The organism is Pirellulales bacterium (genome assembly GCA_036267355.1).
In the GTDB taxonomy this organism is placed as follows: domain Bacteria; phylum Planctomycetota; class Planctomycetia; order Pirellulales; family DATAWG01; genus DATAWG01.
This window is the reverse complement of sequence record DATAWG010000012.1, coordinates 1-26,008: the sequence shown is the minus strand read 5'-3', so window position 1 is coordinate 26,008 and position 26,008 is coordinate 1. Positions and strand designations below refer to the sequence as shown.

Below are 26,008 nucleotides of genomic sequence, written 5' to 3'. Positions count from 1 at the left end.
GGGGGAAGGCCGTGAGGGTTGAGGCTGTGAGGCTTTGAGGTTTAGGGGCGCCATGTCCACGGCGTTGCGTGGGCATGCGGCATTGTTAGGTCGGTTAGCTTGGATTTTTCGTATTGCGACGATAGCCCGAAGCGTTAGCGAGGAAGCCGCTGGAGCCCAACCGCGCTGACGCTTCGGGCTCGTGTTTGTTTGGCTTGATGCTTCCTCGCTGACGCTTCGGGCTCGTGTTTGCTTGGCTTGATGCTTCCTCGCTAACGCTTCGGGCTCGTGTATTGGAGCCCGCCTAGATTTCTGGCACCACGAAAAAATCGGGTTATCGGACTTGTGTGTTTGAACCGGCGGCGGCCATCGTGTCTTTGCGGGTTATTTCCAGGCCGCTGTTGGCCATCAGGGCTTGCAGTTCGCTGTAGCGGCCTTCGCCGCTGAGGCCGAGTTCGAGCTCTAGCCGCGGCTTCCAATACATCTGCCGCCCGGCGATGCCCCAGCCCTTGGTGTAATCCCACACGGCGGCGACGAGCTTATCGACCGAGTCGGCCGTGCGCGGGCCGAACGGGATCACGCGCGGCTGCGGATTGCCGAAATCAGGCTTGAGGATCAGGCAATCGCCGCGGCATTCGACATGGATGACGCGCGACACGGGGGTCGACAATTTCGCCGTCGAGGGCAAGCTCCAATTGCGGCCGCGTTTCTCGGCCAGGCTGTCGTGCGATTGGGCCGGGTCGCTATGCGGTTTCGGTTTGTCGGGAGTGGATTGCGGCGGCGGGGTGTCGACATACTCGCCCGGATGCGGACCCTGCTGGTTCGAGGACAACGGATACGGCGTGGAAAGCGTGTTGTAGACGTCGGAATCTGGTTTCTGCTTCTGCGAGGGGTTTTGCATCATCAGCGACATGCCGCTGGGGGCGGCGTCTCCCTCGGTGTTGCCGGATGCATTCGGCGAACCGCTTTGACCGCCCGCTTGAGCGAGCGTGATATTGCTATTGGGCAGGTTTGGCGAGTTCGGATCGGCCGCGGCCGAATTGTTGCCGTTGGCCGGTGCGCCCGCGGCAGGGTACGAACTGTTTTGGCCGGAGTTTGAACCGGGTTGACCGGGATAGGAATTGCTTTGGCTGGAGAACGAGCCGGTTTGGCCGGCATACGAGCCGGCTTGGCCGGTGGGCGATCCCGTGCCGGCGTTCGGCCCATAGCCGGAGTTCGAACCGCTTCCGGATCCCGCGCCGACTCCACTGCCGCCGACTCCGCTGCCGCTGGCTCCGCTGCCATAGCCCGCGCCGGGGGCGCCGCTACCGGCCAAGCCGATATAGCCCGTGCCCGGCCCGGGAGCCGACCCGCCAACAGAGCCGCTTCCCGCGCCCGAACCTGGCGGTCCATTCGCTACGCCGGCGTAACCTGTTCCGCCAGCCTCATAACCACTCGTTCCCGGTCCACCGCTGCCGGTACGGCCACTGCTGGGTCCGCTCCCCGACAAACCAATATAGTTGCTGCCTGGCACATAGGGTTGGCCGCCGGTTGAGTTGCCCCCGCCGGGGACGCCGCTGCCGGCAACTGCACCGTTGCCGGCGCCATTACCGGGGAAGCCATTTCCGTTGCCCGGGCCGCTTCCTGGCGGCCCAAGTCCGCTGCCGTCGCCGCCCGCGGCGTTGCCGGTTCCATTGCCGAGGCGATAACCTGTTCCGCCGCTCCCCGGCCCGCCAGGGGCGCCGGGCCCATTGCCACCGTAACCGTATCCGGCGGCTGTGTATTGGCTCGGGCCGAGCCCGTTGCCACCGGCTCCGTTTCCAGCGGCTCCATTGCCGCCGTAACCGAAACCGCTTCCGCCGTTGCCGCCGCTGCCGTTGCCGCCGCTGCCATTTCCGGCGGCGCCATTGCCACCTGCGCCATTTCCACCGTTGCCGTTCGACGCGCCGCCGAAAGCGCTGCCGGTTCCCTGGCCGTCGGCGTCGGCGAGCGTGGCTTGGCCTTCAGGGCGGATGCCGCCCGTCGGCGATGCGCGAAACACTTGCCTGTGTCGCGGCTCGTCTTGCTCCTTGCCGGTGTCGGTCGTGGCGAACCAAGCCCAGCGGGCCCGAGCGTCGGTCAGCGCGGCCTGCTCGATCGCGGCGAGCTGGGGCAAGGGCTGCTGGTAGACGATCTTGCGATCGGCCTCGATCAGTTCATAACCGAAATCGGAACCCCACGAGGCCATCGCGGCGCGGGCCATGTAAAAAGCTTCGATCCCATCCGAGCGCACGATGAGCAGCGGATAAGGCTCGCGGCCCGGCGTCGGAGCCGTTCCTCCGGCGAGGTAGTCGCGGGCGGCACGGATCGTCGAAGCCAGCGGATTGCCGGCCCCTTTCGGGCCTTTGACATCCTTCGCCGTGAGCACGATTCCTTCCGGTTGCAACACGATCGCATCGCTGCGGCACTCGATGTAAATCGGTTGCCGGCGCGTGCCGCTCCGGCCATCGTAGGGAACGATGGCATACGCCGGGGCCTGTTGGCGGGCCGCGTCGATCGCTTTGCCGATCGCCTCATGCGTGGCGGCGAGAAGCGATTTGAGCCGCTCGATCGCGGCGGCGATTTCTTGCGTGTCGTGGTCTTTGGTTTTGTCGGCTTGCTCGATATGGCCGGCCATTTTTTTCACGCGATCCCATTGATCGCGCAGCTCGCGCATGCCATCTTCGACAGTCGAAAGCCGCAGGCGTTCGTTTTGCAAATCGCCCAGCGTTTTTTCCCGCGCGATGTCGAGTTGCGAGATGCGCCAATCGAGCAATTGGCGATTGGATTCGAGCATCTCATCGTCGGCCGCAGCGGATTTCGCGTTGGCGTCGGCCATGCCTCCATTTCCCGCGGCCAGCGAGGCGGCGGAGCCTTTTCCGCCTTCTTCGAACACGGCATCCTCGGGCGGCGTGGAATCATCGAGCGCGGCGGCGCCGGGGCGGTTGATGATCACCAACAACAGCATCATCACCCCCATCGTGCAGATCAGCACTGCAAGAAAGGGGAAGAGCGACACGCCCGGATTGTGCGCCGCAGTGCCGCGTCTCATGCCGCTTTATCCGTTCGCCGTGGTTTGATCGTGGGGGCGGCCGGAGAGGGGCTAGGGGCAAGCGGAGAGGGGCTAGGGGCGAGGGGCGAGGGGCGAGTGTTCGCGGCCGGTGCCGAGGAGCCCATTGCGCTTGCCGAAAGATTCACCATCCGCTGGTCGCCCGCCGCTTGGCCCAACCGAGCGCTGAGCAGTTGCACCGCGGCCGAAAGGGCCACGAGCGTTTCGTCGAAGCTGCGGGCGGTGGATAGCGCGGTGAGATTGCGATTCAACGTTTGCTCCAGGCCGGCGATCTGACCGGTGGCCTCGACCACTTTCAGCAATAGCTCCGATTGCCGGGCCATTTCGGAATGCTGCCGGGCCGTGGCCTCGGCCGTTTGCACGAGCGCCTGTTGCACGCCGGCCCATTGGCGATGGTTTTGTTCGGACAACTGCCGTTCGCCGGCCACGACCGTGGTGGCATGGGTTTTCAACGTCTGCTCGAGGGCGCCAGCCAGCGCGCTTTCGAGTTGCTTTCCGCTGGTGGTCGTCAATTGGCGATGCCGTTCTTCCGCCACGTCGATCGTGCCGCGCCAGATTTCCGCCTGCCGGGATACGAGCCGCTCGGTCGCCTGCACAACCGTTTCCACCAGCCGGCGCATCGGTCCAAGCTGCGGATCGCTGCCGACGTCATCGCTTTGAAATCGGCCCACCAACTCGGAGTTCACTCGGGCATCGACCTCGGCCAGCAATGCCTGCTCGGTGCGATCGACGAAGTATTGCCCAAACATCAACATCATCGACATCGCCAGGGCCAGGCCCGTGGTGTCGAACGCCACCTGCAAGCCGCTCAGAACCATCGGCAGCGAAGCGTCGAAATGCTTGATGTCCAAATGCGCGAACACCGACGTGATGCCGATCACGGTGCCCAAGAGCCCCAAAATTGGAATCGCCCAGATGATCACGCGCACAAACGCATAGCCATGCTGGGCGCGCATCGCGTCGATGTCGGCCAGGTATTTGATTTCGGCGTCGAGCGTTTCGGGTTTGCCGGTGCGGTGGACGTGTTCCAATAGGTCGCGCAGCCGGCGGACCAAAAAGCCCTTTTGCAAGTGCTGCGGCGTGTCGGCCAAGAGCGGCAAGAGATCGGGCACGTCGTCGATCGTCTGCCCGCCTTGCGGCACGGAGCCCAGCAGCGGTAGCTCGGGCATGCGCCGCTGGCTGCCGACTTCGATCGCTTTGAGCACCAGCGCGGCGGAGCCGATGAAGAAGAACGAGGTGACAATATATTCGACCGAATGCCCAGCCGTGAAACGGAGCAGCATCGCCGAATTCAAGATGCCGGCGGAGATGGCGCCGTAGTAGAGCGCGGTGATCGCCCCGCCCCACAAGAGCGGCGAGCGGAGCAGACGTGCGAACCAACCGTTGAGCTTGTTCATGCTCACATCCCTTCGGGCGAATTTTTATTCTTGACTGGCAAAGGCGGATCGGCGGCGCCACCGCGCGGTGCGGTTTGCGAAAATGGCCGCCGCTGGGGAAAATCGCAGACCAAAAAGCCGGAGGGGTATCCGTTTCAGGGCCGTAGGTCAATCGCGAACACAAGCTGCTGCTTCGCAGCGCTTCCTAGCCAGCGCAGTTTGCCAATTAACGCGCGCATGGAACCTCGCCGTGGTACCGTGCGGCATAAACTCTGATCGTCGCGAGCTGCTGCCGGCATGAACCGAAAATGCGGAGCGTTCCGCCCAGTCGGAGAATCGATCGCAATCGGCAAAGATTGCCAAAGTGATACGGCAGAAGCCGCCGATACCTTTACTCGTCGGATGTAATGGAAACGCCTATCGCAAAGAAGAACGGCAAAGTCAGTGCTCGCGACGCCGAGCCGCGTATCGCATATTCCCGGGGGGGACATTCAGTCCGGCGCCGGCCCAACTGGGCCGCCCGGGCTGTTTTTGTTTCTGCGCCAGCGCATCCTTCGCGGAGCGGCGGCCTACAGAGCCCCGCGACGCCATTGTGGAAGCCGGCGATTGGCAAGTGCCCGCGAAGCTCGCGGTGCAAAAAAAAGACCCGGGGGACCGTTGTCCCCGGGTCTTTTGCCGTCTGCTCTTTTCCTTAACCCGTCACCCTAACCCGTCACCCTCACCCTACCGCTTCCTCAAGAGCATCCCATGCTATTGCCGCAGTTGTAGCAGAGGTAGCAGTTGCCGTTGCGGACGGTGATCGCGCCGCAATTGTCGCAACTGGGAGCATCGAGCTGGAACTGGGCGAACTGCTCGCTCGACGGGGATTGGCCGCCATTGAGGTCGACTTTCACGGCCATGCCGGCCCGTTCGAGCTGAGCCCTGTTGGCCGCAGCCGAGACGGCTGTATTGGCTGCAGCCGAGAGGGCGGACGCCGGCTTGCCGTTGGGTTTCGCGTTCAGAGGTTTCGCGGCCGGCGTGTTCGCAGCCGCAGCCAGCGAACCATTCGCCGCCTTGGAAGCCGATGTTCCACTCGATGCTGGCTGTGCCGCCCCCGGCTTGTGGCCATTGGTCGCTGCTTCTGGCGCCGCGGCTGCGAGCCCGGCTGCCGGCCGGCCGTTCGTCTGGCCATTCGGTTTTGCGCCGTTCGCGGTCGCGGCGGGTCGTTCGTCGATCGCCGCGGCTTCGTCGACGATGCCGCGGTTCGCCTCGCGGAAGCCGGGAATAAACGTGATTCCCAGCCAGCGGAAGATATAGTCGACGATGCTCTTGGCGATTCGGATGTCGGGATTCTTGGTGTGTCCCATCGGCTCGAATCGCGTGTGGGAAAACTTGCCGACATACACCTCGAGCGGCACTCCGTATTGCAGGCTCATCGACACCGCGGTGCCGAAGCAATCCATCAGCCCGCCGATGGTGCTCCCTTCCTTGGCCATCGTGATGAACAATTCGCCCGGCCGGCCGTCGTCGTACAAGCCGACGGTGATGTAGCCCTCGTGCCCGGCGATGCTGAACTTATGGGTGATCGATCGCCGCGTGTCGGGCAGTCGCTCGCGGCGCGGGATGGCCACTTGCCGGGCGGCCGCCTTTTCGGTTTCCGTGCTCGTGGAAAGGGGCTGGCTTTCCTTCGAGCCGTCGCGATAGATGGCGAGGGCTTTGAGGCCCAATTGCCAGCCTTCGAGATAGGCGTCGGCGATGTCGGCTGGCGTCGATTCGCGCGGCATGTTCACCGTTTTCGAAATCGCCCCGGACAAGAACGGCTGGGCCGCCGCCATCATCCGCACATGCGCCTGCCAGGCAATCGACCGCACGCCGTTGCGCGGCTTGAACGCGCAATCGAACACCGATAGATGCTCGTCTTGCAGCCCCGGCGCGCCCTCGATCGTGTCGTTGTCGGCGATGTAGGCCAGGATGGCCTCGATCTGCGGCTGATCGTAGCCGAGCGTGTCGAGCGCCAAGCCGACCATATTGTTGACGATCTTCAGCATGCCGCCGCCGGCAAGCTGCTTGTATTTCACCAGCGCGATGTCGGGCTCGATGCCCGTGGTGTCGCAATCCATCAGGAAGCTGATGGTGCCGGTGGGGGCCAGAACGGTGGCTTGCGCGTTGCGGAAGCCCCACTCCTGCCCGGCCGCGAGCACTTCGTCCCACACTTCGCGGGCCGCCTGTTTCAAATCTTCCGGGCAAGCATCGTCGATCGCCTCGACGGCGTCGCGGTGCATCTGCATGACGGCCAGCATCGGCTCGCGATTTTCGACAAAGCCGTCGAACGGCCCGACCGCGGCAGCCAATTCGGCGCTGGTGCGATTGGCGGCTCCGTGCAAGAGGGCCGTCATCGCGCCGCACAATCCGCGGGCTGCCGGCGAATCGTAGGCCAAGCCGCTGGCCATGATCAGGCTGCCGAGGTTCGAATAGCCGAGCCCCAGCGGGCGGAAGCGATGGCTATTGCCCGCGATCCGCTCGGTCGGATAGCTGGCGTGATCGACCAAGATTTCCTGGGCGATGAAGAAGATGCGGCAAGCATGGGCAAACCGATCGACGTCGAACGTGCCGTCCGCATTGCGAAATTTCATCAGGTTGATGCTCGCCAGATTGCAGGCCGTGTCGTCGAGAAACATATACTCGCTGCACGGATTCGAGGCGTTGATCCGGCCGGAGCGCGGGCAGGTGTTCCAGCGGTTGATCGTCGTGTCGTATTGCACGCCCGGATCGCCGCAACCCCACGCGCATTCGGCCATCTTGCCCAGCACTTCGCGGGCCGGCCACGATGGACCGCCGCGGGTCGGCTCGGTGACCCAATGGGTCGACCAGGTTTTGTCGTCGAGGACTGCTTGCATGAAATCATCGGTGACGCGGACCGACAGGTTCGCATTCTGAAACATGATCGAGCTATAGGCTTCGCCGTTGAAATTGGCGTCGTAGCCCCCTTTTTCGATCAGGATGCGGGCCTTGCGTTCTTCCTTCGACTTGCACTCGATGAACTCCATGATGTCGGGATGCCAGACCTTGAGCGATTGCATCTTGGCGGCGCGGCGTGTTTTGCCGCCGCTTTTCACGACCGCCGCGATCTGGTCGTAGACGCGCATGAACGACAGTGGGCCCGAGGGCCGGCCGCCCCCCGAAAGCTTTTCGCGATGCGAGCGGAGCGTCGAAAGATCGGTGCCGGTGCCGCTGCCGAATTTGAAGAGCATCGCCTCGCTGCGCGCCAGCGACATGATGTCTTCCATGTCGTCGTCGACGCTCTGAATGAAGCAGGCCGAGCCCTGCGGATATTCATACGGGTTTTCGGGCTGCTTGACCGCTTCGGCCTCGGCATCCCAATGCCAATTGCACTGCGAGCCCTTCACGCCGTATTGATGAAACAGTCCGACGTTGAACCACACCGGGCTGTTGAACGCTCCGTGCTGATGCAGGGCCAGCCACGTCAGATCGCGATAGAAGCGCTCGCCGTCGGCGGCGGTGGCGAAGTAGCCATCCGCGATGCCCCAATCCGCGATCGTGCGGCTCACGCGGTGGATCAATTGCCGCACGCTGTTTTCGCGCTGCGGCGTGTTGATCTCGCCGTAGAAATACTTGCTCACCACGACATTCGTGGCCAATTGGCTCCACGATTTGGGCAGTTCGCAATCGGTCTGCTCGAAGAGCACCTCGCCCGATTCCCCTTTGATGGCGGCCGTGCGCAGGTCCCATTCGACGGTGTCGAACGGATCGGCGGCATCCTGCGGGCAGAAGATCGGGTCGACGGCCAGCCCGGCCGGACGGCGGCGGAGCGTGGAGTGCTTGCCCGAGAGCGATTTCGCCGGGTGCGATTTAACGGCGCTTAATTCGGATTTGGCCATGAAAATCAGCTCCTTCTGAATGAAGAATCGGGGCATCCGTTCTTAGTATACTTGCGTATACTGATTCCGTATACGTTTCGGCACTCTTGCCAGCAAATTATAAGGCTCTTATGGGGAAGAAAAGGACCAGAGCGAAACGGTCACCCCCCGCAAGACTGGAAATGTGCTTGCAATGCCAGCAACACCTATATGTAGTGGTGGACGCCTGGAAAACCACTGCATATAGGCATCGGTGGTGAGTGTAACGACTTTTTGCGGCCCGTCAACGGCCTCGCAAGCGGCATTCGTAAGACGTTGTGGGGGTGCGGGTTGAAGGCGGTTTTATGGCTTGAGCCCGCGCACTTCGCTGTAGCGCCGCTCGCCGGCCACTGGCGATTTTTCGCTGCGTTTCCCGGCCATTTTTTAGCGAACCTGCAACGGGCTCACACGATGCTGACTGGGCAAAACTTTTTTGCAAATTTTTTACCCGCGGAATGGCCGCCGAGTGGGGCGATGCGACACTCGCCGCCTCATCCTGCGACGGGGTCGCGGATTACGGCACTACAGCTTCCCGGCGCTTGGCTTGCTGGAGCGGTTTCCAATTTCCTTTGGTTGCTTGCCGCATGGCCTTGCGGTAGATTGGCGATTGATCCAGGGGATGGATTTTCGGAGAGGAAAGAGGTGCGGCCATGTCTCGATGCCGGTTGCTCGTCTGCGGTGCGGCGATGGGCTTGGCGGTGTTTTCGACGAAATTTGTCCGCGCGGCCGATGTGACGCGCTTGCCTTCGACTTCTTTTGCCGCGAGCGCGCAGTCCGTAGCGAATTCGCCGGCAGTCGCCACGGTTCCTGCGGCCCGCTCGGCAAAAGAATTGCGCGATGCCGTTGTGGAATCTTTGCGGCGTGCCAATTCGGCCAAGGGAAATCGTCTCGGCGCGGCCGTGCAATCGCTTATTGATCTTTATGGCGAGCTTGGCCGGGATGTGTGGCTGCCGATCAAAGAACGTGTGCGGCTTGGCGTGCAGGTGCGCGTGCGGCTCGAGCGATTTGCCAGTCAGTTTCGCTATGAAACGGCCCATAACAATTCGCGCAGCACTTCCGTCGCGGTCGTGCAATCCGTAGCCGGTTCGGCTGGACCCCCTGCCACGCAGGGCCTGAACGATATGGTGGAGCTGATCCAAACCACCATCGGCCAGCCCGACGATTGGGTGGCCGCCCAACAACGGGCCATTCAACCGGGTGGCAACGCTCAGGCGATGGCCGGCGGAATCGGGGCCGGAATCGGAGGGGCGGGCGCGGCACATGGCGGCGCCTTCGGCGGCAACGATGAACTGCAAAAAGCGGCTGCCGCCAGTGGCGCCGATTTGGTCGATCTGATCCAAAAGACAATCGATCCGCCGTCGTGGGAAATCAACGGCGGGATTGGAACGATCATGTATTTCAACAATATGCACGTGTTGGTGATTCGCCAAACCGGCGAAGCGCAAGACGACGTTGGCGGACTGCTGGGCGGGTTGAGGAAGTAAGCCGGGCCGGGAAGGCCCATGTTCCACCAATTCTCCGCGAATCCCCTCTCCCCCTTGCGGGAGAGGGCAGGTGAGGGGCCTGAAGAAGCGGAAGTTTTATTTCGGTCGAGCCTCAACCGGCATATCTGGATAGCGGCGCGATAAACTGTGACTTAGAGTTTTGGCGAAGGAATGCGGGATTTGCCGCGAAACTTTGTCGGCCGGCCGGGGTTGATTAGGTGTCGAACCAACATTAGCCGAATTCACGATGATGCGAGTTCGCCAGGTGGGGGCCTTTCAGTCCGTTTCCTATGGGCGGATTTCCAGCGAAATCTGCTGCCGACTTGCTCTTCTGGCCAAGAACATATTTTTTTAGGGGGATCATCATGTTGCGTTTGCGAACCGTTTGTTTGGTGGCCGTCGCTTTGGCGGCGGGCGGGTTTTTCGTGGGCCGGATGCTCGTGGCTCAAGACAAGGCGGAAAAGTCGGGTCGTGATCGCGGCGGGTTCCGCGGCGCCAATAACTATGGCCTGGGCAAGCTCACACTTTTGCAAAACAAAGACGTGCAAAAGGACCTCGAGCTGACCGACGAGCAGAAAACCACGCTCGATAAGTTCGCCGAAGACATGCACAGCGAAATGCGCACGCAGCTCGAAGGCCTTCGCGATTTGTCGCGCGAAGAACGCCAGGCCAAGATCGCCGAACTAGCCCCCAAGTTGAAAGAGCGAGAAAAAGAAGTTGAAAAAAAGCTTGAAGAAGTGCTGAAAACCGAGCAGCGCGATCGGCTCGGCCAGATCGAGTTGCAGGCCCGGCGGGTCGGCGTGTTCGGCCAGAAGGAAGTTGCCGAGGCGCTGGACTTGACCGATGAGGAAAAGCAGAAAATCAAGGATCTCCGCGACAAGATGGGATCGGAAATGCGCGAGATGTTCCAGGCGGGACGTGGCGCGGGCACCCCGGGCGCTGGCGGTCCGAGCGAGGAAGTTCGCGAAAAAATCAAGAAGCTGAACGACGAAACGATGGACAAAGCCAAGGAAGTGCTCTCCAGCGAACAGCGCGAAAAGCTCGACAAGATGCTCGGCAAGAAATTCGAAGGCGATTTGCCGCAGATGGGCTTTGGCGGGCCGGGCGGACGTGGTGGCCGTCGCGGACGTGGCGCCGGCGCTCCGCCGGGTAGCACGCCGGAAAAATCGGCCGCGAAGCCAGCCGATAAATCGACCGACAAGCCGGCCGAAAAGACCGACGCCGCTCCGTCGTCGAAATAGTGCGACTGGCGGACCGGGCGGACCGGGCGATCCGATTCGTTGTCAAAAAAAACCCTCGGCGTTGGCCAACAGCCTCCGCCGAGGGATGCTTTTTTATGCAGCGAGGTTCTACAACGCTGTTTTCGCACATGCCGGCTTGCAATCGTCGCTCGGCTTCGCATACTGTGGTGATGGGATGTGCGTCGCGCTGAAGCGCACACGGGGCGGCGAACCCAGCTCGTTTTTCAAAGTGCAGGCGATCATGGCAGAAGAGCCGCAAAAAAAGACTGCAAAGCCGCTCAGCAAGCGGATCCTGTTGGTCGACGACGATATCGAAATCATCGAGTCGATCAAAATCGCGCTGCAGGCCAAAGGATACGAGGTGCTGATCGCACGCGACGGCAATCAAGGCCTGGCGATGGCCGAGCGCGATAATCCGTCGCTGGTGATCCTGGATATGATGATGCCGAAGCGCAGCGGCTTCATCGTGTTGGAAACGCTCCGCCGCAAGCAAAAGGTGCCGATGCGCGTGATCATGATCACGGCAAACGAAGGGAGCCGGCACAAGGCGTATGCCGAAATGCTCGGCGTGGATGATTATCTCCGCAAGCCCTTCGCGATGGACCGCCTTCTGGAAAGCGTCGAACGCCTGCTGGCGGGCTGACGAAGCAGCTCACGCGAGCCGCGGCCGGGGGGGTGCTGAGAAACAGCGGCCGAAGCGCCTGCTGTGGGTCGCGACGTCAGCCTACACGCTTGCCATCGATTGATCTTCGCTTGGCGACTTCTTGCGCCGGCAATATTCCACCGCGGCGCCGATGCCCATAATGACCGCGCCAATAATAGATGCCCAAGCGACGGTGACCGCCATGCCACCAATGCAATTACCGACGAACCAGAGCCAAGAATGGCCCGTCCAAATGGTGTTTGCGGCCTCGTGCCCGCGCACGTACCAAACCAGCACGTAGGCAGCGAACATGGCCAGAAAGAGCAGAAACAGTATTCCGGATAAGAGTAGCCCCATGATCTTGCCGCCGAACCGCGCCCCGCGCAAGATGCCGAACCAAATCGCTTGGCGGAGGGAAGTGGGCACACGCTTTGGCCGCTTGGATTCCTTCCGCGGCATCTGCGGCGGAGCGTAGGGATTTCGATCCGCGGTTTGCTGGTCGATAGCCCGTCGCACGATTTCCGATTCCGCCGCCGGCCCGCTCATTGCTTCTCCCCGCGCAGTTCGAGCATCGACTTGCCGAATGCTTCGCCGATCTGGATCATCGTTTTCACGCTGCCCAGATAATGGTACGGGAACTCGCTGCCGACTTTGTTCCATTCATCCTTGTGCTCGCGCCAGCCTTTCTTGAACACGGCCGCGGCTTCGGTGTCCCAGAATCGATCGGTCTTCACCAGTGCTACGTTCCCTTGAAACTCGGGCACATCCATCACCGCCGCTTGGGCCAGCTTGAATTTTGTTTCGTTTGCATTGGCCTCCGCGCCATCGACGCCGAATTGGCCGACGACCACCGGCAGCTTCGGGTTGTTCAGATCCGCGCGCACATCGCGGATCAAGTGCGTCAGGTTCGAGGTGTATTCGGCGGTGGCTTCGGGATTGATCATGTCGTTCCAGCCCTGAAACCAGACGAATCCGTCGATCTGGTATCCCTGGTCCGCATATTCAGGAAACAGGCCTTTCAGGTTGGCGAGCGTGTCGCGAATTTCTTCGAGCATCGCGCGGTATGAGGCGCCGAACGGTTTTTTGATATCGTCGATCGTCGTGCCCGGCTTGTGCTTGCGGGCATCAGCAAGCATTTTGTCGAGCACTTTTTCCGACGGCAGGCCTGCGCTCGGCGGCCGGAAATCGCGATATAAGCTCCGCCCACCCCAGGCCGTCTTGATGAGCAGCACCGGCGAATGGTAATGATCTCCCACGACGGCGCCGAATCCCAATTCAGGGCCGATGCACCCATGCACGCCGTAGCCGACCGTTAGCTTGCCGTGCCGGTCCAAAAACTTGATCCAGACATCGTCGCGTTCGATCCACCGGTTGTCTTTTCGAAACGGGGCGAAAAGAGCGCTATTGGCCGGCAGGGTCGCCTGATAATCGAGCAGTTTCACGCTGGCATGGCCTTCCATGTTCGACTGGCCGGCGAGAATGAACACATGCAGCGGCCGCTTTGCCGAATCCGCGGCGCGCAACGGCGGCGAAAGCAACAGCAACGCGGTTAGACCCAAAAGCAATCGTTTCATGCAGAGAAGCCTTTCCTCGAAACAACCTCGACGACTGCCACAGATGAATGCCATGTCTACGCAAAGCCGACTCAGGGCACTGGGCATGGCACCCAGGGCGTTCCACGTTTTACCGCGGCAATTCGATCTCAGCCGAGGCGGACGTGTTCCACCCGGTTGGCGACCATCCAACGCAGCCACGCTTCCTGTTCGTCGCTCAATTCAATTTCGGTGCGATTCAGCCCATCGAGCGGCGAGACGACCGACAGCACCCCGTCGTCGAGCCAGCGGCGCGCGTCGTCTAAGCGAACCCAATATTCGCCGGCCGGCATTTTTGCGACGCCCGACTCTCCCGCAGGCGTGATGAAATAGGCGATATCGGTGCGAAACCGATCCGGCATTTCAAACGGCGGCAACTCAGGCCGTTCGGCGGCATTGATCAACATTTCACCGCATTTCGCTTTCTGGTTTCGAAGTCGGACGAGCGAGCGTGACTCAACTCAGGGCGAACGGCTGCACGGCGCGCGAGCGGAAAATTGCTTCCCGACCGTGCGATCAAGTGTTCAAGTATTATAGGGAGGCCGAGCCGGCTTTCTCCACACAAAACCGTAAACCTATCGACACGAAAATCGAACGCCGTTCCCACCCCAAGACCGCCGGTAAAGGTGTGTTGCCGGGACCGTACTTCGAGCCTAACTGCAGCGTTCCGCGGGTTGGCGTGCCATCGCCGTTGTGCCAGAGCCGTCGACGTTCGCGCTGGCCGGCTTCGGATTGCTGGGCGGAATCCTGGCGCTGCGTCGCCGCGAGCGAGCGGCGTAATTCAGCAATTTGCTGGCGTGAGCCGCCTAGACTGCGGATGGTTGCGCGCCCGAACCCCAAAGGGCTTCCGTCCCCTAGCCCGAGTCTTGCTTGCCGCAGGAGAGCTTGCTTGGCCCGGATGATTCATGGCGCCACACTAGCCCGAAGCGAAAGCGAGGGGGCCACCGAGGCTTATGCTCGCTAACGCATCGGGCTGCCATTTTGCAGCGCGTAGCGAATTCCCGGCGCCATGAATAATCCGGGTTAGGGCCGGCATAGGGGCGGGGAAAACCAATGCAATTCTGGCCGAGCGGGCTTCGGCTTGATCGGCTCCGAATCAGCCCGCTTTTGCACGCCGCTGTGCCGGCCGATCGGCTCCTTCCGACGCATTCTCTTCGACCACCGGGCGGAGCTTGATCGTGGCCCCGGGCGGCATGCGGCGTTCCTGAACGAAACCACGCGTGCCGCCGCGAAGGAACTCGTTGAACAGGGCGGCTGGCCCGTTGGTAAATGTCGTCTGGAGCTGCTCGAGCATCTCGGTCCATCGCAAACCGCGGCGATAAATCATGCGATAGGCGGCTTTGAGCTGGTTGATTTCTTCGGTCGAAAAGCCGTTTCGCCGCAGGCCGACAAGATTCAATCCCACGACCGAGTTGCCCGTGCTGTCGACCGTCATATAGGGCGGCACGTCTTGCACGAGTCGGGCATGGCCGCCGATCATCGCCAAATTTCCGACGCGGCAGAATTGGTGCACCCCGACGCCGCCGGAAAGAAAGGCCCGATCGCCGACCGTCACATGGCCGGCCAAGAGGGACGTGTTGGCCATGATGATGTTGTTGCCGAGCTTGCAATCGTGGGCGACGTGCGAATTGACCATGAGGAAATTGTTGTCGCCGAGCACCGTGGCCGCGCCCTCCTTCATCGCCCGATGCAGTGTGACCTGCTCGCGGATCGTGTTGCCGCTGCCCAAGATGAGCAGGCCCAGATGGGCGGGCTTGTGGACATGTTGCGGCATGCCGCCGAGCACGGCGGCTTCGCAAATTTCGTTGTCGGGGCCCATCCGAGTGCCGTCTTTCACGACAACATGGCTGGCGAGCCGGCAGCGGTCGCCGATCACCACGTCGGATTCAATCACCGCGAAAGGGCCGATTTCCACGTCCCGGCCAAGCTGGGCTTCCGGGCTCACGATCGCCAAAGGATGAATATTCACCGTTCGCAGACCTCACAGGGTGCCGGCACCCGATCGACAGGCCGTCGTCTGGCAGAGTCCATGCGGCCGGTGGGCCGCTGAGGGTTTTATCGGCTGTGCCACGTGTATCAATTGACCGAGTTGTGCCGGCGATGGCAGTTGCGAGGATTTTCCGATTAGGCAAGATCGATTGTGCCCTGCCCGGGGGGTCTGGCTCATTTTTCGGCTCGCTGCGGATTGCAGCCCCGCGTCGCTATCGCCGAAAAATGTGCCTGACCCCTTGGCACGGCGAATCGGGCCGACAGCCCTTGCCCGCCGTTGGCCGCGAGCAATGCCTGCCCACATCAAGCAAACCGCCGCAAAACCGGGTAAGATGCGGCGACAGCGACCGCGAATGTGCCATCGCCGCAAATTCATCGTGTCTAAATAAAGATTGGAGAGCTTCGACCGATGCCCACCCATGAGGAAATGTACGACGCCGCTATCAGCATGAAGGACGAAGGAAAACTCGACGAAGCTGTGGCCAAGCTCGAAGAACTGCTGCGACAAGCCCCCGAGTATGCGCTGGCCCATTCGGCGCTGGCGGTGCTCTTCACGAAGCTCAAGCGGCACGATGAAGCGATCGCCCATGCGCAGCGTGTTTGCCAGATCGAGCCGAACGACGCCTTCAGCTTCACCGCCTTGAGCGTCACGTTGCAGCGCGCCGGAAAAATTCCGGAAGCCGAAGACGCCATGGCCCGCGCCCGCACGCTCCAAGGCCACGCGCATTGAGATTCGCGCGGCGGCGACTGCTGGCTTGTCCAGGCCCGTCCAGCAGTGCTGGCCCGCGAATGGACGATCCACACGGGGGAGTCGCCGGATGCCGATCGCTCCGACCCGCGAACGATTTCCGAATTGGAAAGGCAGCGCATGCCGCTCTCGCGCCGCACCGTTCTCAATTTCGGTTCGCGCACCGCGTGTTCGCCTTTCGCGCCGGTCTGTGGAGAAGTTATTTTTCGGCCGAGCCTTAGTGTCAACGGTGTGCCTATGTCGTCAAGTGAAAATCGGCTCCAGACGTGGCTCCAAGCAATCGCGATCGGAATTGCAACTTCCCTTGTTCTGGGAACCATTTTGGGAGTGGCGGTGACGTTCGTATTTCCCGAAGCGAACGACGATCCATTTCGATCAAACGCGATCGGCGTTTGCATTTGTGCGATCGCGGCGGGAGTCGGCGCTTGGCAGACGCATAAGTACAGGCCGAAGCGTCCGGTTTCAAAAATCGCAACGGGCACGGGAGCTCGACACCCATCTCCACGCTGCTAGTAACCGGGCCGCTTGGTTTCCGCCGCGTCATTCCATTCCGGAACCAAGGCGTGAACGCACGCGGCAAGCTGCCGTTCAAAGGCCCGGCTGGCCGCTCTCCAGAATAACTGCCCGATCCGGAGCCGACCGCCAATAATGCAAACGCTTCCCATGCACATAGACCCGGTTGAAAACTCGATGCTATAATCGCGGCCGGGGCCAACTGCATCGTTTCCGGATCCGGCCCGTATGAAAAATGCCGGTGTGGCGAGAGCTCCGGTTCTCGTCCAGACATAAATCCTTGCGGCGATCCCGCGGTTGGATTTCAAGCCGAAGCGCAAACCTACCTGACAAATTATAGACGTCGCCCATCTGGTCGCCACGAGCGAGCGCTCGAGGCTGACCAGCCCTGCCTTGACGGGCGTCCTGCTCGAAAAACTTCCTGAACCGACCGTTGGATCGCGCATGCATCCGTCGTGCTCCGCTTGGCCGGAACTTGTTGGCATGACTTTGAATCGCAGGATTATTCGCTGTCTTGTTTTGTGCGTGAGCTGGACGGCACTGATTTGCCTTTCCGGCGCCGATTGCCAAGCGAGCGAATCGGGCGAATTTTCCGCGCGGGTGCAGCCGTTTCTAAAGCAGCATTGCGTCAAATGTCACGGCGAGAAGAAGCAGGCGGGCGATCTGCGGCTGGATGTATTGCAGACCGATTTTGGCAATTCCCGCGTCGCCGGGCATTGGTCCGACATCATGGATCGGCTCAATGCCGGCGAGATGCCGCCGAAAAAAGAGCCGCGTCCGAAGCCGGAAGATGTCGTGCGGATCGCGGAATGGATTGCCCAGCAACTGACGGAAGCCGATGCCGCGCGAGTGGCTGCGTCGCGGGAAAAAGTCGCGTTTCATCGGCTGTCGCGCGAGGAATATCGCAACACGATTCGCGATCTGCTGGGCGTGACGTACGACGCGACCGATCCCGCCGGCTTGCCCGCGGACCCCGATTGGCAAGGCTTCGAACGGATCGGTTCGGTGCTGACCCTCTCGCCGACCCATGTGGAAAAGTATCTCGCGGCCGCAGAAGCGGTTTTGAACGAGGCCTTGGCATTGGGCCCGCAACCGAAATCGGACACGATCCGGTGGACCGCCGCGGATTTGCGGGTGCCCGGCGACGTGGCGGAAAAGCTGGCCGCGCGCGGAATTCTCGATAGGGTGCGAGCCGACATCGTGCCGAACAACGGGGCGCTCGATGCCAGGGAGCTCACGATCACGACCGCGGGCGAATATCGGGTGCGGGTCAAGCTGAGCGGCTTGCGGCCCGCGAACGGTCGCGCCGCCCGATTGCGGCTCTATGCGACCGACATCGGCCGAACGCTTTTCGAGCAGGATGTCGAAGCGCCCGAGGATCAGCCGGTGACGCTGGAATTCCAGACGCATCTTCCCGTGGGCACGCATCTCATTCGCATCGTCAACGCGGTGCCAGGACCGAATCCCGAGGAACGCGCCTCGCGCCCCCTGGGAACGAAGCCGTTCTTTCTCATGAAGGCGCGGCAGCCCTGGCAAATCAAGCTCACGGACGACGACTTCAAGCCGATCTGGCCGACGATCTTGCTCGACTGGATCGAGTGGCAAGGGCCGGTGCAGAAGTCGTGGCCGCCGCCGGCGCATCGAGCGATCTTTTTCGCGGGCGACAGGGCGACGAAAAACCTCGGCTATGCCCGCGAGATCTTGTCGCGGTTTGCCACGCGGGCGTATCGTCGTCCGGTGCGGCCGGCGGAGGTCGATCGGCTGTTGAAGCTCGTCGAACAATCGCAGCAGTTGGGCGACGACTTCGAAAACTCGGTAAAGACGGGGTTGCTGGCGGTGTTGTGCTCGAACAACTTCATCTATTTGGTCGAAGGGTCGGCGACGGCTCCTTCGCCGCATCTGACCGATTGGGAACTCGCCTCGCGGCTTTCGTATTTCCTCTGGAGTTCGATGCCCGATGATCGGCTCATCGAGCTCGCCCGGGAGGGAAAGCTTCATGAACCGGCGACGCTGCGCGTTGAGGTGCGGCGGATGATGCGCGACCCGAAGATTTTGGCATTCGCCGATTCGTTTCCGCGGCAATGGCTGCAGTTGCGCCGCGTCGGCATGTTCGAGCCCGACAAGAAGATCTATCCCGAGTACGACGAATATTTGGAGAAGAGCATGGTGGCCGAATCCACCTCGTTCTTCCGCGCGGTATTGGAACGGCATCTCACGTTGCGCGAGTTTTTGGATTCCGATTGGACGATGCTCAACGAGCGGCTTGCCGCTCATTATGGAATCGAAGGCGTGAAGGGAGAGGCGCTCACGCGTGTGGCGCTTCGGCCGGCGGATCATCGCGGCGGAGTGCTTACCCAGGCGGCAATTCTGGAACTGACCTCCGACGGCACTCGACATCGCCCGGTCCATCGCGGTAAATGGATCTTGGAGTCGATCTATGGCAACCCGCCGCCCCCGCCGCCGCCGAACGTGACCGCGATCAAGCCGACGCCGCCGAACCAGCCGAAAACCTCGCTACGGGCCAAGCTCGAAGCCCACCGCAGCAACGCGAATTGCTTTGCCTGCCATAGAAAGATCGACCCGCTCGGCTTGGCCTTCGACCATTACGATGCGATCGGCCATTGGCGGAATGAGGAAAATGTTCTCGACGGCGCGGGCGCCAACCCGAAGATCGACGCGAGCGGCGAACTCCCCGATGGCCGCAAATTCACCGGCGCCGCGGAATTGAAACAGTTAATGGTGGCCGACCTCGACAAGTTCGCGCTTGCCTTTAGCGGCAAGCTGGCCACCTATGCACTGCGGCGGCAGATGACGTTCGACGATCGAAAATCGCTCGCTGCGATCGCCGATACAAGTAAAGCGAACCACTACGAGTTGGCCGGGCTGGTTGAGGACTTGGTGCTTAGCGATCTTTTTCAAAAGCGTTGATCTGGGCCGAAAAATAACTTCTCCGCAGCCCCTCTCCCCTTGCGGGAGAGGGCAGGGTGAGGGGTTCGAAAAGCGGAAGTTGTTTTTCGGCCGAGCCTTAATCTCTAGCGAAACAAGGAATCGTGCAGCCTATGAGTAATTTCCTAGCTCAGCGCTGGTTGCTTCCGCGTCGCCACTTCCTGCGTGGCTTGGGAACTTGCCTGGCGCTCCCCTTGCTCGATGCCATGACGCCGCTCCATGCCGCGACCGCGGTTTCGAAGCCGCGCCGCAGCGTATTCGTCTATATTCCCAATGGCGTCAATGGCATGACCTGGCAGGTGACAAAGTCGGGTCGCGATTTCGACCTTTCGCAGGCCTTGCGCCCCCTCGAACCGCATCGCGCGGATTTCACGATCTTCAGCGGGCTGTTCCACCCAAACGGCCTCGGGCAGGCACACGTCTGCGCCGACACGTGGCTGACCGGCGCAAAAATCGATGCTCAAAGCGCGCGGCAATATCATAACACCGTTTCTTGCGACCAATTGATGGCCGAGGTGACCTCGCAGCACACCCGATTTGCGTCGCTTGAATTATCGATCAGTTCGGGCACCGGGCAGCCGAATAATTCGACTACCTTGGCCTTCTCTCGCGATGGCGTGCCGTTGCCGGCAGACGATAACCCGCGCAATGTCTTCGATCGATTGTTTGGCGAAGAAACCGGCGGCGTGCAAGCGCAGCGCAAGAATCTCAAGAAGCGCACCAGCGTGCTCGATTCGGTTCTGGATGAGGCAAACAGCTTGCGCCGCGATCTTGGCAAGGACGATCGCTGCAAGCTCGATGAGTATCTCCATTCCGTGCGCGACGTCGAGCAGCGCACCACGCGGCTCGATTCTTGGCTCGACACTCCGAAGCCGAAGGTCGACGGCGCGCCGTTCCATCGCAATGTTTCCAAGGAACAGGCCGGCGAATACTATCGCACGATGTTCGATCTGATCGTGCTCGCGCTGCGCACGGATATGACCCGTGTTGTCACGTATATGAACGGCAGCGAGGGGAACGGCTTGGCGATTCCGGAAATCGGCATCACGCAATCGCGCCACCAGTTGTCGCATCATGGCGGCGATCCTGAAGTGCTCGGGCGGCTCGCCAAAAGCGATGCCTTCATCATGCAGCAATTCGGCTATTTCCTCGAAAAACTCAAAATCTCGCGCGAAGACGGCGAACCTCTGCTGGATCGCACGATGGTGCTGTTCGGCAGCGGAATGAGCTATGGACATAGCCACTCGAATAGCAATCTGCCCATTCTGCTCGCCGGCGGGCGCGGGCTCGGCCTGAAGCATGGCCAACACATCGACTACAACCGGCCCCCCGGCGCCAAATACAAGCTCGACTATGACGAATGGCTCGACCTCTGCGGACGTCCGAAGAACGACAAAGCGCGGTTGAGCAATTTGATGCTGACGATGCTGCAAAAAATGGAAGTCAACAGCGAGCGGTTCGTCGATAGTTTGGGTCCCGTCTCGGAGATTTTGGCATCATGAAGGTTTGGCCGGCGCTGTTGCTATTGGTTGGCGCTCGGGCGGCGATTGCGGCGGCGCCCTCGACGCCGAATGCGAATCTTCCGTACCGCACCGATTCTGCCAACGACCGGCTCCCTTGGTATCGGTTGAAGCCCGGCGAGTTTCCTCCACGAGGCTCGGAGCATCGCAGCAGCGGAGAATTGCTCGAAGCCGATTTCGTTCATCGAACCGGGCAATTCCGAAGCAGCACCACCGGAGAACTCGTCGATTTCAGATTGCTCCCCTACGCCGTGATCAAATACCGGGGCGCGGAGGCCGACCTGCGGGATTTGCCGCTGGGAACCTGCTTCGAATTCTCTCTCTACCAAGATCAGAACGGCGCCTTCAGCCAGGTTGCGCTCATGGCGGATGAATACTCGCGGCTCGCCGCCGCGGGAATTACCTATCGCCTCGACAAAATAAATCTCGCGGGCGCAAGCAACGACCAGGGCATGCTCGAAGTTGTTCGGCAGTGCCTTTCCCACGACGAGAGCGATTCGGGTCATGAAGAATTGCTCGTGAATAGCCGAACTCGCGTCTGGAAGGGCGATAAACAGATCCCCTTGCGAGACATCGCCGTTGGCGATTCGTTGCTGCTCGACCTTGCAGCCGCCCCGGCGGAGCACCACCTCTGCAGCGACCTCTGGGTCGGCGCGGAAACGCAAAAACTCGCAACCGAACGCCAACGCACCCTGCACAAGGATTTTCTGAAGGCGCGTGGCCTGCCCGCTTGGATCGATCGCGTCGATGGCAAACAGCTCACCGTCACGCTCTTCGGCGATCCCGCCGGACTGGCTGCCTTGTTCAAGGACGAAGGCATCGCTCCGCAACGGTGGGCCGCGGAACACCGCTACATCCACACGGTCGTAGCCAACGCCGAACTCCGCACCTACAACCCTCCGGTGGACGGCGAACGCTCGATGGTCGTGAAGTTTCAAAGCGTTCCGACCGATTGCCATGGCACGAGCGGCGTGCGCTGGGTCATCCAGCCCGCATTGCTGCTCGAAGGTTTTCGCAAAGGCCGCATCGTGCGTCTGTTCGCGAGCCCCGCGTGGCCCGTCAAGGACATGGCCTTTGGGGAGAGCCTGTATTCCGAAGCGCCCGGTGTCAGCGCCGGCATGGAGGAGCCTGCGCAGTATCCTTACCGCACCGATTTCGCGAACGAGCCACTGCCGTGGTATCAATTGAAGCCCGGGTTGTTTCCTCCGTTCGGCTCGCATCACCTGGTCGAGGGCGAACTGCTGACGGTCGACGCGATTCGTCGATCGGGTCAGTTCCGCACGGATCGCACCGGCGAGTTGGTCAATTTCACGATGACGCCCTATGGTTCCATTCGCTATCTCGACTCGGCAGCCGATTTGGGCGATCTACCGCTAAAAACCCGCTACCACTTCTACCTCTATCAAGATGCGCTGGGGGCGTTCACAAGAGCCGTCGTCATCATGGACGACTTTAGTCGGTTGGTGCGCGACCGACGCACCTATCGGCTTGAGCATGCACTCCTCGCGGACAACAAACTCATCTTGGCAAGCCAACAAGGGCTCATCAAAAACCAAAAAGACGCGCTGTATCGGCCGCCGGACCTCGGGCGCGGCGAATTTCCAATGAACGACAAATCCCGCGTCTGGAAAAACGATCGCCGCGTCGCGCTCAGTGATCTCGCCGTCGGCGACGAGCTGCTCGTCAACCTGACGGGCCGCTCGGCCAGCGACCGTAGCAGTTGTACTGAAATTTGGATCGGGACCAAGACGCACGAACTCGTCACATCTCAGCAACGCGCGAAATATCATGATTCCACCCTGCTTCACGGTCTCGCCGGATGGATCGAGAATATCGCAGGTCGGGATCTCACCATCGTATTCTTTGTTGGTCCCGGCGATGAATTTCAAACGCTCTTTCACGATGGACCAGTCGGTAGAAAACTGCGAATTTGCCTGGCCAACGAAGATTTAGTCGCCGAGCAGGCCACGACGGAAACCATGAATTTCAAAAGCAGCGTTTTGTCCGGTATTCATCCCGGAACCTATGGCTGTCGGGGAACTCGCTGGATTACCGAATCGGAGCGACCACCCAAGACCTATCGTCCGGGTCAGGTCGTCCGCGTTTTCGATCCAGCCTGGCTTAAAAAGTAAACGCGAGCGACTGCACGCTCTCTTACGCGCGCTCACTTACGCGCGGTCACATCGCGCCGGGCAAATGGGCTTGATCCATCCGCTTGAACGCAGCAGATTGCCGGCATCTAGGGATTTGAGGCAGCATTCGACCTCAGCCTGCCTACGAAATGCAATGGCGGAGGCCAAATTTCCGCAACAAAGCCAGTGTTTATCATCACAATTATCAAATTAGTGATGATTGTGCGGTTTCGTGTCGTCTCTCAAGCAATCCGAATATATAGGGCCGAATGTATTTGATCCTTTGGAGCGTCTGCGGAGAGGTCGCTGGCCCCCCCGTTGACTCCGGTGGCGGGAATTGCCAATACTCATGTATAGTTTTGTACGGCCCGACGCCGCGCGGTCATTGGTTTGACGAACATCCCGGCTGCCGGGCTGCAGGCACGTTTCACGGTTTTTTTAAGGAGTCGCGAGCATCGAACGGTCACATCGGCTCAATGAGCAAATCCGGATCACGCCCGTACGCGTAATCTCGGCCGAAGGCGCCCAACTGGGAGTAATACCAACCGAACAGGCACTGCAACTCGCCCACGAGGCGGACTTGGACTTGGTCGAGGTGGCCCCCAACGAGCGGCCTCCAGTTTGCCGGATCATGGACTTTGGCAAGTTCAAGTATCAACAGAAGAAAAAGCAGCACAAAGCCCACATCCACCACAGCAAGATCAAGGAAATTCGCGTCCGCCCCAAAACCGGCGAACACGACATCGAATTCAAGGTCAACCAGGCCCGCGGGTTTCTCGAGCACAAAGACAAGGTGATCGTGTCGGTGGTGTTTCGCGGCCGCGAGATCGCCCACATCGAAGAAGGTCAGCGTGTGATTCGTCAGATCATTCAGCAGTTGGAGGAGATCGGCAAGGTGGAAGCGGTGCCGCAGCAGCAGGGGAAGCGGATCACGTGCACCTTGGCCCCAAAATAGCCTGGGGTCGGCCGAAAAATTCCTTTCGTTTTTCGAACCCTCCCCCGCCCTCTTCGGCAAGGGAAAGGGGGCTTGCGGGCAAGTTATTGTGGGCCGAGCTCCCAGCCAGCCGTGTGGCATGCCGGCGGTGCTGCGTGGGCCAGGTCTTGCCGGCGGCGGTTTCACCACATGCTGATTCAAGGAAGTGGGCATGGCACCCTAGCGGTTGAGTCGCCATGATTTTGCCCGTGCATTTTTCGCCGAAGGATCAAACGCTCGACGCCCCTTCGCACGGCGACACGCCGTCGCGGCCGAGTTCCGATTCGCCCCACGGTTGCGTCGCGCTCGTCGAAGGCAGCAAGCCCGAGCTGAGCCGCGAAACGCAAGCCCTGCTGCAATCGCGGTTGCGGGCCGCGGCGCTCGTGTTGGCGCTCGGCTTCTTCTTGTTCCTGATCGAGGACACGTTTCTCGTCCAATGGAACGACATGCGCCGCGTCGGGCTCTACATTTTCCACGCCGTGCTGACGGGTGTTTTGGCGCTGGTGGGCACGCGGCTTTGCCAGCGCTGCCCGGCGACGGTGCGGCTGTTGCGGCCGATGGAGCTCGTGATTTTCGGCGCCACGGCGTTGTTTTTCGTGGCGATGCAGTCGCTCGAGGTGTTTTGTTGGTATCCCGAGGGACAGCGGCACTACATCGAAAGCCCGACCGCTCCTTGGATCATGCTGATTTTCATTTATGCGCTTTTCATACCGAACACATGGCGGCGCGCAGCAGTGGCGACGAGCCTGATGGCGCTTGCTCCGATCGTGCTGTATCTTGTGGCGTGGTTCTCGGTGCCGGCGATTCACGAGGCGATTTCCGTCTCGCGGCTCGTGGCCATCGTGTTGATGGTGTGCCTTGCGGCGGTGAGCGGATCGTGGGGCGTGTATACGATCGGCCGGCTGCGGCGCGAGGCGTTCGAGGCCCGGCAATTCGGCCAGTATCGGCTGAAAAAACTGCTCGGCGCCGGCGGCATGGGCGAAGTTTATCTGGCCGAGCACCAGTTGCTGAAGCGGCCCTGCGCGATCAAGGTGATTCGAGCGAACAAGGCCGCCGATCCGCATGCGCTGGCGCGTTTTCACGCCGAAGTCCGCGCGACCGCGAAGTTGACCCATTGGAACACCGTCGAAATCTTCGACTACGGCAGCACGACCGATGGCACGTTTTACTACGTGATGGAATATCTGCCCGGGCTGAGCCTTTCCGACCTGGTCGAGCGGTTCGGACCACTGCCGGCCGAGCGCGTGATCCACTTGCTCGAACAAACGTGCGACGCACTGGCCGAGGCCCATTCGGCCGGCTTGATCCACCGCGACATCAAGCCGGGCAACATCTTCGCCGCCCAACGCGGCGGCATCTACGATGTGGCCAAGCTGCTCGATTTCGGGCTGGTGAAGCCGATCGTTCCCCTCGACGGAGCGAATCTCACCGTTGCGGGCACGATCACCGGTTCGCCGCTTTACATGGCTCCCGAACAAGCCGGCAACGATCACAAACCCGACGCGCGCAGCGATATCTATTCGCTAGGCGCGGTGGCGTATTACTTGTTGGCGGGCCAACCGCCCTTCGATTCGAAAAACGCGATCAAGGTTCTCGCGGCCCACCTGCATGAACCGGTGGTTCCTCCATCGCATCACCGCGCCGAGGTGCCGGCCGATCTGGAAGCCGTCGTAATGCGTTGCCTGGCGAAAGATCCCGATCATCGCTTTAGCAGCGCGGGGGCATTGGCTCGCGCGCTGGCCGACTGCGAAGCCGCCGGCCGCTGGACGCGAGACATGGCCCGCGAATGGTGGCAAAACATCGACCACCACGAATCGCGGAAAGAGGCGCCCGTCGCGGCAGGATGAGGCTACAGGCTGAAGGCTAATGCCGCAAAGTGTGGCTCGATGATGAATTTCGAATGAAGGCG

17 protein-coding genes are annotated in these 26,008 nt (G+C 61.2%); 9 read left to right on the top strand and 8 right to left on the bottom strand.

The window, feature by feature from the left end; translation table 11 throughout:
* Positions 1-313: 313 nt before the first annotated feature.
* From VHX65_02580 to VHX65_02570, 3 genes are all read right to left on the bottom strand, one after another.
* The gene (locus VHX65_02580; GenBank protein ID HEX3997415.1) at positions 314-3,028 is read right to left on the bottom strand and encodes a hypothetical protein; all 2,715 of its coding nucleotides are present in this window, start codon (positions 3,026-3,028) and stop codon (positions 314-316) included.
* On the bottom strand, positions 3,025-4,443 hold the full coding sequence (locus VHX65_02575; GenBank protein HEX3997414.1) for a MotA/TolQ/ExbB proton channel family protein: 1,419 nt from the start codon (positions 4,441-4,443) through the stop codon (positions 3,025-3,027). The genes VHX65_02580 and VHX65_02575 overlap by 4 nt, the downstream gene beginning before the upstream one ends.
* Positions 4,444-5,156: 713 nt before the next feature.
* Positions 5,157-8,300, bottom strand: coding sequence for a vitamin B12-dependent ribonucleotide reductase (locus tag VHX65_02570; protein ID HEX3997413.1), 3,144 nt, complete (start codon positions 8,298-8,300; stop codon positions 5,157-5,159).
* A 668-nt stretch (positions 8,301-8,968) separates the two neighbouring features.
* Here VHX65_02570 and VHX65_02565 point away from each other — a divergent pair.
* The 3 genes from VHX65_02565 to VHX65_02555 all read left to right on the top strand — a co-directional run bounded on the left by VHX65_02565 (position 8,969) and on the right by VHX65_02555 (position 11,686).
* Entirely contained in the window at positions 8,969-9,802 is an 834-nt protein-coding gene (locus tag VHX65_02565) for a hypothetical protein (GenBank protein ID HEX3997412.1), read from the top strand.
* A gap of 365 nt (positions 9,803-10,167) precedes the next feature.
* On the top strand, positions 10,168-11,043 hold the full coding sequence (locus tag VHX65_02560) for a hypothetical protein (GenBank protein HEX3997411.1): 876 nt from the start codon (positions 10,168-10,170) through the stop codon (positions 11,041-11,043).
* Between the two features lie 241 nt (positions 11,044-11,284).
* Positions 11,285-11,686, top strand: coding sequence for a response regulator transcription factor (locus VHX65_02555; GenBank protein HEX3997410.1), 402 nt, complete (start codon positions 11,285-11,287; stop codon positions 11,684-11,686).
* A gap of 81 nt (positions 11,687-11,767) precedes the next feature.
* On the opposite strand, the gene VHX65_02550 is transcribed toward VHX65_02555, so the two are convergent.
* The 4 genes from VHX65_02550 to lpxA form a co-directional block, all read right to left on the bottom strand.
* Positions 11,768-12,202 carry a hypothetical protein gene (locus tag VHX65_02550; protein ID HEX3997409.1) on the bottom strand — a complete coding sequence of 145 codons (435 nt, stop codon included), beginning with the start codon at positions 12,200-12,202 and terminating at the stop codon, positions 11,768-11,770.
* Positions 12,203-12,228: 26 nt separating this feature from the next.
* Positions 12,229-13,260, bottom strand: a complete 1,032-nt coding sequence (locus tag VHX65_02545; GenBank protein HEX3997408.1) for a sialate O-acetylesterase — start codon at positions 13,258-13,260, stop codon at positions 12,229-12,231.
* A gap of 128 nt (positions 13,261-13,388) precedes the next feature.
* Positions 13,389-13,685, bottom strand: coding sequence for a hypothetical protein (locus tag VHX65_02540; protein HEX3997407.1), 297 nt, complete (start codon positions 13,683-13,685; stop codon positions 13,389-13,391).
* A gap of 689 nt (positions 13,686-14,374) precedes the next feature.
* A complete protein-coding gene (gene lpxA / locus VHX65_02535; protein ID HEX3997406.1) occupies positions 14,375-15,247 on the bottom strand; it encodes an acyl-ACP--UDP-N-acetylglucosamine O-acyltransferase in 873 nt (290 codons plus the stop codon).
* 429 nt (positions 15,248-15,676) lie between these two features.
* Here lpxA and VHX65_02530 point away from each other — a divergent pair, with 429 nt between their 5' ends.
* The 3 genes from VHX65_02530 to VHX65_02520 all read left to right on the top strand — a co-directional run bounded on the left by VHX65_02530 (position 15,677) and on the right by VHX65_02520 (position 20,976).
* A complete protein-coding gene (locus VHX65_02530) occupies positions 15,677-15,997 on the top strand; it encodes a tetratricopeptide repeat protein (protein ID HEX3997405.1) in 321 nt (106 codons plus the stop codon).
* 1,056 nt (positions 15,998-17,053) lie between these two features.
* Positions 17,054-19,456, top strand: coding sequence for a DUF1592 domain-containing protein (locus tag VHX65_02525; GenBank protein HEX3997404.1), 2,403 nt, complete (start codon positions 17,054-17,056; stop codon positions 19,454-19,456).
* A 131-nt stretch (positions 19,457-19,587) separates the two neighbouring features.
* Complete coding sequence (locus tag VHX65_02520; GenBank protein HEX3997403.1) at positions 19,588-20,976, top strand: DUF1552 domain-containing protein; 1,389 nt, start codon at positions 19,588-19,590, stop codon at positions 20,974-20,976.
* 20 nt (positions 20,977-20,996) lie between these two features.
* On the opposite strand, the gene VHX65_02515 is transcribed toward VHX65_02520, so the two are convergent.
* Positions 20,997-21,932 (bottom strand): hypothetical protein, encoded by a 936-nt coding sequence (locus tag VHX65_02515; GenBank protein ID HEX3997402.1) that lies wholly within the window; start codon positions 21,930-21,932, stop codon positions 20,997-20,999.
* Positions 21,933-21,965: 33 nt separating this feature from the next.
* Here VHX65_02515 and VHX65_02510 point away from each other — a divergent pair, with 33 nt between their 5' ends.
* The 3 genes from VHX65_02510 to VHX65_02500 all read left to right on the top strand — a co-directional run bounded on the left by VHX65_02510 (position 21,966) and on the right by VHX65_02500 (position 25,946).
* Complete coding sequence (locus tag VHX65_02510) at positions 21,966-23,126, top strand: hypothetical protein (protein ID HEX3997401.1); 1,161 nt, start codon at positions 21,966-21,968, stop codon at positions 23,124-23,126.
* A 454-nt stretch (positions 23,127-23,580) separates the two neighbouring features.
* The gene (gene infC / locus VHX65_02505; GenBank protein HEX3997400.1) at positions 23,581-24,081 is read left to right on the top strand and encodes a translation initiation factor IF-3; all 501 of its coding nucleotides are present in this window, start codon (positions 23,581-23,583) and stop codon (positions 24,079-24,081) included.
* Between the two features lie 215 nt (positions 24,082-24,296).
* Positions 24,297-25,946 (top strand): serine/threonine-protein kinase, encoded by a 1,650-nt coding sequence (locus tag VHX65_02500; protein ID HEX3997399.1) that lies wholly within the window; start codon positions 24,297-24,299, stop codon positions 25,944-25,946.
* The last annotated feature ends 62 nt before the right edge of the window (positions 25,947-26,008 follow it).

Coding starts and splice junctions, on each gene's coding strand:
- VHX65_02555 (HEX3997410.1), top strand. CDS start 11,285: ATGGCAGAAGAGCCGCAAAAAAAGACTGCAAAGCCGCTCAGCAAGCGG.
- VHX65_02540 (HEX3997407.1), bottom strand. CDS start 13,685: ATGTTGATCAATGCCGCCGAACGGCCTGAGTTGCCGCCGTTTGAAATG.
- VHX65_02575 (HEX3997414.1), bottom strand. CDS start 4,443: ATGAACAAGCTCAACGGTTGGTTCGCACGTCTGCTCCGCTCGCCGCTC.
- VHX65_02570 (HEX3997413.1), bottom strand. CDS start 8,300: ATGGCCAAATCCGAATTAAGCGCCGTTAAATCGCACCCGGCGAAATCG.
- VHX65_02520 (HEX3997403.1), top strand. CDS start 19,588: ATGAGTAATTTCCTAGCTCAGCGCTGGTTGCTTCCGCGTCGCCACTTC.
- VHX65_02580 (HEX3997415.1), bottom strand. CDS start 3,028: ATGAGACGCGGCACTGCGGCGCACAATCCGGGCGTGTCGCTCTTCCCC.
- VHX65_02565 (HEX3997412.1), top strand. CDS start 8,969: ATGTCTCGATGCCGGTTGCTCGTCTGCGGTGCGGCGATGGGCTTGGCG.
- VHX65_02500 (HEX3997399.1), top strand. CDS start 24,297: ATGATTTTGCCCGTGCATTTTTCGCCGAAGGATCAAACGCTCGACGCC.
- VHX65_02545 (HEX3997408.1), bottom strand. CDS start 13,260: ATGAAACGATTGCTTTTGGGTCTAACCGCGTTGCTGTTGCTTTCGCCG.
- VHX65_02560 (HEX3997411.1), top strand. CDS start 10,168: ATGTTGCGTTTGCGAACCGTTTGTTTGGTGGCCGTCGCTTTGGCGGCG.
- VHX65_02530 (HEX3997405.1), top strand. CDS start 15,677: ATGCCCACCCATGAGGAAATGTACGACGCCGCTATCAGCATGAAGGAC.